The sequence below is a fragment of the Mesorhizobium sp. M2C.T.Ca.TU.002.02.1.1 genome, assembly GCF_003997225.1.
In genome coordinates this window covers 1-3,978 of sequence record NZ_RZTO01000588.1, presented here as the reverse complement: position 1 = coordinate 3,978, position 3,978 = coordinate 1, and the positions used below count along the sequence as shown (strand labels likewise).

Annotated in this window: 5 protein-coding genes; 4 read left to right on the top strand and 1 reads right to left on the bottom strand. The window is 63.8% G+C overall.

Annotated elements, in window-relative coordinates; genetic code table 11:
* The 4 genes from sufD to sufA form a co-directional block, all read left to right on the top strand.
* A partial coding sequence (sufD, locus tag EOD07_RS25520; RefSeq protein ID WP_127237392.1) for a Fe-S cluster assembly protein SufD occupies nucleotides 1–1,085 on the top strand: 1,085 nt, incomplete at its 5' end.
* A gap of 105 nt (nucleotides 1,086–1,190) precedes the next feature.
* Nucleotides 1,191–2,432, top strand: coding sequence for a cysteine desulfurase (locus EOD07_RS25515; RefSeq protein ID WP_127237391.1), 1,242 nt, complete (start codon nucleotides 1,191–1,193; stop codon nucleotides 2,430–2,432).
* Between the two features lie 5 nt (nucleotides 2,433–2,437).
* A complete protein-coding gene (locus tag EOD07_RS25510; protein WP_040995632.1) occupies nucleotides 2,438–2,830 on the top strand; it encodes an SUF system Fe-S cluster assembly protein in 393 nt (130 codons plus the stop codon).
* A 103-nt stretch (nucleotides 2,831–2,933) separates the two neighbouring features.
* A complete protein-coding gene (gene sufA, locus EOD07_RS25505) occupies nucleotides 2,934–3,311 on the top strand; it encodes a Fe-S cluster assembly scaffold SufA (RefSeq protein ID WP_127237390.1) in 378 nt (125 codons plus the stop codon).
* Nucleotides 3,312–3,447: 136 nt separating this feature from the next.
* Here sufA and EOD07_RS25500 read toward each other — a convergent pair whose 3' ends face one another.
* Nucleotides 3,448–3,945 carry a GFA family protein gene (locus EOD07_RS25500; RefSeq protein WP_127237389.1) on the bottom strand — a complete coding sequence of 166 codons (498 nt, stop codon included), beginning with the start codon at nucleotides 3,943–3,945 and terminating at the stop codon, nucleotides 3,448–3,450.
* Nucleotides 3,946–3,978 lie beyond the last annotated feature (33 nt).

The window sequence follows — 3,978 nt, the reverse complement described above, 5'->3', positions numbered from 1 at the left end:
CCTCGGTTCCGGCTTTCGAGGCCGGCGCCGTGGCCAAGGCGCTTGCGCCGGTTCTTGAAGGGTCGGCCGTGCTGCCTGTGCTGAACGGAGTCTCACAGACGAAGCTGCCGGAGATCGACGGCGTCACCGTGCAGCGCCTGTCGGAGAAGCTGACCGACGGCAGCGTCGCGCCCGGGCTTGATCCCTATGGCGACGACGACGCGATCGGCGCTTTGAACACCGCCTTCGTCGCCGACGGCTATTTCGTCGACATCGCCGACGGCGCCGTGCTGGAAAAGCCCGTCGAATTGCAGAACCTGCAGGCCGGCGGCCAGTCGCATGTGCGCCTCCTGGCGCGTGTCGGCGCCGGCGCCAAGGCGATCGTCGTCGAGCGCCAGGCGGGCGAGGGTAGCGAGGGCGATGAGGCGCTCGTCTCTTCGGTCAGCCAGCTCGTGGTCGGCGATGGTGCGGAAGTGACCTGGCTGATCGTGCAGGAGCAGCCGGACACGGCAACGCATCTCGCTCAGTTCAAGGCGCATATCGGCAAGGATGCCAAGCTGACGCTGTTCGTGATGAATGCCGGCGGCAAGCTGGTGCGCCAGGAGGTCGTCGTCAGGACCACGGGCGAGGGCGCCGATTTCAAATTGCGCGGCATCAACCTTCTGGCCGGCGACACGCATACCGACACCACCATGGTGCTCGACCATGCCGTGCCGCACACGACCTCAACGGAAGTGATCCGCAATGTCGTGACCGGCAAGGCGCGCGGCGTGTTCCAGGGCCGCATCAACGTGCATCAATACGCGCAGAAGACCAACGCCAAGATGGCCTGCAACACGCTGCTCCTGTCGGACGACGGCGAGTTCTCGACCAAGCCGGAGCTGGAAATCTTCGCCGACGACGTCGTCTGCGGCCATGGCGCGACCGTCACCGAGATCGACCACAACCATCTGTTCTACCTGATGGCGCGCGGCATCGACGAGAAGTCGGCGCGAGGCCTTCTGGTGAAGGCGTTCGTCGCCGAAGTGATCGAGGAACTGGACGACGAGGCGCTGGTCGAAGCGCTCGAAGAGCGGCTCGACGGCTGGTTTTCGACGCACGGCTAGCGCGCTTCCCTTCTCCCCTTGTGGGAGAAGGTGGATTGGCGCGGAGCGCCAAGACGGATGAGGGGTGTTGGAAGGATCGCGGCCTTGGCCGGCAAGGACTTGGAAATGGACCAGAAGATCGAAACCGCTCCCTATGACGTCGAGGCGATCCGCCGCGACTTCCCGATCCTGTCGCGCCAGGTCTACGGCAAGCCGCTGGTCTATCTCGACAATGGCGCCTCGGCGCAGAAGCCGCAGGTGGTGCTCGACACGATCCAGCACGCCTATTCCCAGGAATACGCCAACGTCCATCGCGGCCTGCATTTCCTGTCGAACGCAGCGACCGACGCCTATGAGAATGCGCGCAAGTCGGTGCAGCGGTTTCTCAACGCGCCGAGCACGGACACAATAGTCTTCACCTCGAACACGACGTCGGCGATCAACACGGTCGCCTATGGCTGGGGCATGCCGCGGATCGGCGAGGGCGACGAGATCGTGCTCTCGATCATGGAGCACCATTCCAACATCGTGCCGTGGCATTTCATCCGTGAGCGGCAGGGCGCCAAGCTTGTCTGGGTGCCGGTCGACGATCTCGGCGCCTTCCATATCGAGGAATTCGAAAAGCGCCTGACCGACCGCACCAAGCTGGTCGCCATCACGCAGATGTCCAATGCGCTGGGAACGGTGACGCCGATCAAGGAGATCGTGCGCATAGCGCATTCGCGTGGAATTCCCGTGCTCGTCGACGGCAGCCAGAGCGCGGTGCACATGCCTATCGACGTGCAGGATCTCGGCTGCGATTTCTTCGTCTTCACCGGCCACAAAGTCTACGGCCCGTCAGGCATCGGCGTGCTCTACGGCAAGAAGGACAGGCTGGAAGAGATGCGCCCCTTCATGGGCGGCGGCGAGATGATCGAGGAGGTGACGGAAGACATCGTCACCTACAACGAGCCGCCGCACCGTTTCGAGGCCGGCACGCCGCCGATCGTGCAGGCGATCGGCCTGGGCGCTGCGCTCGATTACATGGAAAAGGTCGGCCGCGAGCGCATCGCGGCACACGAGGCGGATCTGAAGGCCTACGCGCATGAGCGGCTGCGTGCGATCAACTCGCTGCGCATCTTCGGTGACGCGCCCGGCAAGGGCGCCATCATCTCGTTCGAATTGCAGGGCATCCACGCGCATGACGTGTCGATGGTGATCGACCGGCAGGGCGTCGCTGTCCGTGCCGGCACGCATTGCGCCCAGCCGCTGTTGAAACGCTTCGGCGTCACCTCCACATGCAGGGCATCGTTCGGCATGTATAATACCAGGGCCGAAGTGGACGCTTTGGCCGAGGCGCTGGAAAAGGCGCGAAAGTTCTTCGGGTGATGATCATGGACGATGTGAGCGCGACCGCAGAGACTGTTCCGGAAACGGCCGGCAACGGCATCGTCTCGGCCTCGGCGATCCCCGCCGACGAGCTGGCGCGGCTGACCGACGACATCGTGTCGGCGCTGAAGACGGTCTACGACCCGGAAATCCCGGCCGACATCTATGAGCTCGGCCTCGTCTACAAGATCGACATCGAGGACGACCGGTCTGTCAAGATCGACATGACGCTGACCGCGCCGGGCTGCCCGGTGGCCGGCGAAATGCCCGGATGGGTCGAGAACGCCGTGGGCGCCGTCGAAGGCGTGTCCGGCGTCGAGGTCTCAATGGTGTTCGACCCGCCTTGGACGCCCGACCGGATGTCGGAAGAGGCGCAGGTCGCGGTGGGGTGGTACTAGGCAGGCACAGGCTGGCGCCCTTGCGCCGGTGGTAAAACTTCACCATTTTAGGTGAGAATCATTCGGCAGGCCTTGAACCTGCAGGGAATGGAGAAGGAAGAATATGGGACGCTTCGCCGTCATCACGATGACCGACAAGGCCGCCGACCGCGTGCGCGAGATCGTGGCCGCGCGCGACAACGCGCATGGCATCCGCCTCGGCATCAAGAAGGGCGGCTGTGCCGGCATGGAATACACCATCGACCTGGTGACCGAGCCGAATCCCAAGGACGACCATATCGAGCGTGACGGCGCGCATGTCTATGTCGCGCCGGAAGCGGCGCTCTTCCTGTTCGGCACCGAGATGGATTTCGAGCAGACGACGCTGCGCACCGGCTTCACCTTCAAGAACCCGAACCAGAGCTCGGCCTGCGGCTGCGGCGAATCCGTCGAATTGAAGCCGGCGGACTTGAAGGCGCTGGCTGAAGCGCGGGCCTCCTGAGCTCTTCCTTCGCCCCGTTTACGGGGAGAAGGTGGCCCGAAGGGCCGGATGAGGGGTAATTTCACCCTGTTCGACGCTGGCGCTGCCCCTCATCTGGCTGCCGCCATCTCCTGCCCGTAGAACGGGGAGAAGAAAGCTAATCGACCCACATGCCTGTGCGCTTGTGCCAGTCGGCGATCGATTCCTCCGGATAGATGTCGAATACCTTATCGTTCTTGCCGACCACGGGCTCGACCCAGTTCGCCTTGTATTTCAGCATCAGATGCACCTTTTCCGGCGGTTTCGGCAGGTCGGTGTCGATCGCCGAGGCGAAAGGATGCACAAGCTCCGGCCAGGTCGGGTCGTAGAGCCAGAGCGCCGAGCCGCATTTGCGGCAGAAATTGCGCTCGCCGGTCGAGACCTCGCAATGCGGGTGCTCATCATCCTCGATCTCGGCGCGGTAGACGCCGAGGCTGCGCTTGCCCCTGATGTTCATCGTCTCGTAGTCGGCGCCGAGATTGATGGCGAAACCGCCGCCGCCCTGCTGCTTGCGGCAGATCGAGCAGTAGCAGAGCATGAACGGCACGGGCGTGTGGCTTTCCACCTCGAAGCGGACGGCGCCGCAGCGGCAGGAGCCTTTGAGCAGGACGGGCATGGCGGGGACTCCGTTTCCCGGTTTTTATCTTTC

Bases quoted from the DNA above. Each gene is read 5' to 3' on its own strand.
- EOD07_RS25500 (WP_127237389.1), bottom strand. From the start codon at position 3,945: ATGCCCGTCCTGCTCAAAGGCTCCTGCCGCTGCGGCGCCGTCCGCTTC.
- EOD07_RS25515 (WP_127237391.1), top strand. From the start codon at position 1,191: ATGGACCAGAAGATCGAAACCGCTCCCTATGACGTCGAGGCGATCCGC.
- sufA (WP_127237390.1), top strand. From the start codon at position 2,934: ATGGGACGCTTCGCCGTCATCACGATGACCGACAAGGCCGCCGACCGC.
- EOD07_RS25510 (WP_040995632.1), top strand. From the start codon at position 2,438: ATGGACGATGTGAGCGCGACCGCAGAGACTGTTCCGGAAACGGCCGGC.